At 44.1% G+C, this 870-nt stretch carries 1 pseudogene; it reads right to left on the bottom strand.

The features are described 5' to 3' along the window. Positions 1-126: 126 nt before the first annotated feature. Positions 127-497: pseudogene (locus tag C9J03_RS26365) on the bottom strand (transposase); the annotation flags it as partial. Positions 498-870: the final 373 nt, after the last annotated feature.

Here is an 870-nt window from a genome sequence, read left to right as displayed (position 1 = left end):
AGTACATCACAGGATATTACAGCGAGATCAGGCCACATCAATATAACGGTGGTCTGACGCCAAATGAGTCAGAACGGTTATTCTGGAATGACTCTAAAACCGTGGCCAATTTTACTTGACCACTACATATCTCATCGATGCGCGATTTATACCGACGAGCAGACAGGCTTTGCGTTCCGAAATCGTGGTGACTTCCTGCATTGCATGCACAGCCTTGCGCTTGTCTCCGACGGTCAATACTTTTGGTTAAGAGCCGCTTTCAAAGCATCAACATCAAGCATGGATTCCGCCAAGAGCTTCTTCAGTTTGGCATTCTCATCTTCCAATGCTTTCAAGCGACGGGCATCGGAAACATCCATGCCCGCGTACTTTTTACGCCAGAGGTAGAATGTGGCATCGGAAATGTTGTGCTTGCGGCATAATTCTTTGACGGGCAACCCCGCTTCCGCTTCCTTGAGAATAGCAATGATTTGCTGTTCGTTGAATCGCTTCTTCATATTCACCTTCCTTCTTATAAGATGAACATTACTAAGTATTGGCTGGATTAGAAAGCGGGGAGCAGGTCATTAGAGCAAGCTCAGGTGATGTGCAAAAGACCTGCTACAGGTATCGCTGTTCCTTTGAATATTCTTCAACAAAGCTCAGGCCATAAAGGAGTATGGGTATTAGAAGAAATTCGAGCATTAAGTCCAGATGAGTTTTTAAAGGCGTTCAAAGCTGCGATTAGACCATATATAGCCTCGGGCTCAGGAATCCCCACAAAAATTCCTTATTGCTCAATAAGTAGACACGCACCTTGCCTTCTGATCTAATGAATTCACCACAAAAACAAAAAGAAGAAAACAAGATGCGTGATATTCAGATACTACA

It is taken from the genome of Photobacterium gaetbulicola (assembly GCF_003025515.1).
GTDB classification, from domain to species: Bacteria; Pseudomonadota; Gammaproteobacteria; order Enterobacterales; family Vibrionaceae; genus Photobacterium; species Photobacterium gaetbulicola.
The sequence above is the reverse complement of the archived record's forward strand: the minus strand, read 5'-3'. Positions and strand labels throughout refer to the sequence as shown.